Raw genomic sequence first — 2563 nt, forward strand, 5'->3', positions numbered from 1 at the left:
CGCGCCCCGGTCGACCTCGGCCGGCCGGCGCTCGCGCGGATCGGCCGCTTCTTCGCGCTCGTGCCGGCCGGCCCGATCCCCGCGCTCGACGCGCTCGCGGCCGACGCCGTGCGCTTCTTCGACCGCTTCCGCGCGCCGCCGAGCGAGGCGGAGATCGCGCGCCGGCGCCCCGACGACCTGACCGAGCGGCAACGCTCCTACCTGCGGGCCTGGGGCTACCCTTTCGTCTTCGACGCCTTCCGCTTCCACATGACGCTGACCGGGCCGGTTCCGGACGAGCGGGCGGGGCGCATGCGCGCGGCGCTCGCCGCGCATTTCGAGGCCGCCATGGAAGCGCCGCTTCCGCTCGACACTGTGTCGCTCGTCGTCGAGGCCGATCCGCCCGGGCCGTTCCGGCTCCACACGCGTCAGCCGCTCGCCGGCGCTCCCAAGGCCGAGGTCGCATGACAGAAACCGTCTTCCGCAACGCCCGGATGGTGCTTCCCGACGCCGTGCATCTCGGCGACCTCGTCTTGCGCGACGGAACGATCGCCGAGATCGCCGATCCCGGAAGCCGCCCTTCCGGCATCGACATCGAGGGCGACTGGCTGCTGCCGGGCCTCGTCGAGCTCCACACAGATCATCTCGAGAGCCATTACGCGCCGCGTCCGGGCGTGCGCTGGAACCCGGCCGTGGCCGTCCAGGCGCACGATGCGCAGATCGCCGCCTCCGGCATCACCACGGTCTTCGACGCGCTCCGCGTCGGCATGGACGAGGATGCGCGGCTCACCTCGCGCGACATGCGCCTTCTCGGCGACGCGATCGCCGACGGCCAGCGGAGCGGCCGGCTCCGCGCCGAGCACTTCATCCATCTGAGGTGCGAGGTCTCCGCGCCCGACGTGATGGAGGGCTTCGCCCGCTTCGAGGACGATCCGTGCGTCCGCCTCGCCTCGCTCATGGACCACACGCCGGGCCAGCGGCAGTTCACCTCGTTCGAGAGCTACCGCATCTACTATCAGGGCAAGACCGGCATGTCGGACGAAATGTTCGAGGCCTTCGCGGCCCGCCGGATGGCCGATGCCGGCCGGTGGTCGCCGGCGAACCGCACAGCGATCGCCGAGGCCTGCCGGACGCGCGGCATCGTGCTCGCAAGCCACGACGACGCGACCGAGGCGCATGTCGCCGAGGCGGTCGCCTGCGGCGTGGCAGTCGCGGAGTTTCCGACGACGATCGAGGCCGCGCAGGCATCCCGGACCGCCGGCATGAAGGTGCTGATGGGCGCGCCGAACATCGTCCGCGGCTCCTCGCATTCCGGCAATGTGGCCGCGCGCGCGCTCGCCGAAGGCGGCCTCCTCGACGTGCTGTCGTCGGACTACATCCCGCTCAGCCTGCTGCAGGCGGCCTTCCTGGTCGCGGATGCGGTGGAGGCGATCGACCTGCCGCGGGCCGTCGCGCTCGTCTCAAGCAACCCGGCCGCGGCCGCCGGGCTCGACGACCGCGGCGCGATCGCCCCCGGCAGGCGCGCGGATCTCGTCCGGGTCCGCCTCGAGGGCGACCTCCCCGTCGTCCGCTCCGTCTGGCGGCAGGCGGAGCGCGTCGCCTGATGGCGCGCGGGACGCTCGTGCTCGTCGTCGGCCCGAGCGGGGCCGGCAAGGACACGCTGATCGACTATTGCCGCCAGCGCCTGCCCACAGGGTCGGGGATCGTGTTTGCGCGCAGGGTGGTGACGCGCGCCGCGCAGGCAGGGTCCGAGGACCATGCGACGCTCGCCGAGACGGCGTTCGAGACGGGCGTCGCGGAAGGCGCCTTCGCGCTCCACTGGCACGCCCACGGGCTCCGCTACGGGATCCCGGCGGAAATCGAGGACTGCCTCGCGAGCGGACGCTCCGTCGTCGCGAACGTCTCGCGCGCCGCGATCCCGGAGGCCCGCCGGAGCTTCCGGCCGCTTCTCGTCGTCTCCGTTACGGCGCCGCGCGCGGTGCTGGCGGAGCGTCTCGCCGGCCGCGCGCGCGAGAGCCGCGGCGAGATCGCCGAGCGGCTCGGCCGCGCCGACGCCTACGAGGTCTCCGGGGCGGACGTGGTGCGGATCGACAATTCGGGCCCGGTGGAGCGCGCGGGCGAGGCGCTGCTCGCGCTCCTGACCGGGCGGAGCCCGCCTGTCGCGGACGCCGGGCAGGAATGCGCCGCCGGCTGAGGCGCGCCGACGAATCGCCGTCGCCGCGGAGCCGGAACGGCGGGAAGTGCGTTCGAACCACATGATCGAACGGCTCAAGGACTGGGCGCGGGCCGTCCGCCGCGACGTCGTCGCGCTGTGGATCGCCGCCCGCGACCCGCGCGTGCCCTGGTACGCCAAGGCGACGGCCGCCACGGTCGCCGCCTATGCGCTGAGCCCGATCGACCTCGTCCCCGACTTCATCCCGGTCCTCGGCTATCTCGACGATTTGATCATCGTGCCGCTCGGCATCGCGCTCGCGGTGCGGCTCGTGCCGGCGGAGCTGATGGCGACGTTCCGCGCGGAGGCGGCGCGGCGCGCGGAGCGCCCGACCAGCGCGGCCGGCGCCGCCGCCATCGTCGCCGTCTGGCT

4 protein-coding genes are annotated in these 2563 nt (G+C 73.8%); all 4 read left to right on the forward strand.

Translation table 11 applies throughout. The features are described from left to right. Positions 1 to 447, forward strand: a 447-nt coding sequence (locus E4O86_RS22695; RefSeq protein WP_161142813.1) for a DUF1045 domain-containing protein, incomplete at its 5' end; no start/stop codon positions are given. Further along, positions 444 to 1583 carry an alpha-D-ribose 1-methylphosphonate 5-triphosphate diphosphatase gene (locus E4O86_RS22700; RefSeq protein WP_161142814.1) on the forward strand — a complete coding sequence of 380 codons (1140 nt, stop codon included), beginning with the start codon at positions 444 to 446 and terminating at the stop codon, positions 1581 to 1583. The genes E4O86_RS22695 and E4O86_RS22700, both read left to right, overlap by 4 nt. Next, positions 1583 to 2173 carry a phosphonate metabolism protein/1,5-bisphosphokinase (PRPP-forming) PhnN gene (gene phnN, locus E4O86_RS22705; RefSeq protein ID WP_161142815.1) on the forward strand — a complete coding sequence of 197 codons (591 nt, stop codon included), beginning with the start codon at positions 1583 to 1585 and terminating at the stop codon, positions 2171 to 2173. The genes E4O86_RS22700 and phnN overlap by 1 nt, the downstream gene beginning before the upstream one ends. 61 nt (positions 2174 to 2234) lie before the next feature. Further along, positions 2235 to 2563: YkvA family protein (locus E4O86_RS22710; protein ID WP_161142816.1), on the forward strand; the 329-nt coding region annotated here is incomplete at its 3' end.

Source organism: Propylenella binzhouense, from assembly GCF_009866965.1.
In the GTDB taxonomy this organism is placed as follows: Bacteria; Pseudomonadota; Alphaproteobacteria; order Rhizobiales; family Afifellaceae; genus Propylenella; species Propylenella binzhouense.

What these genes read in the sequence shown, in the direction of transcription:
- E4O86_RS22700 (WP_161142814.1), top strand. Translation starts at nt 444, where the DNA reads ATGACAGAAACCGTCTTCCGCAACGCCCGGATGGTGCTTCCCGACGCC.
- phnN (WP_161142815.1), top strand. Translation starts at nt 1,583, where the DNA reads ATGGCGCGCGGGACGCTCGTGCTCGTCGTCGGCCCGAGCGGGGCCGGC.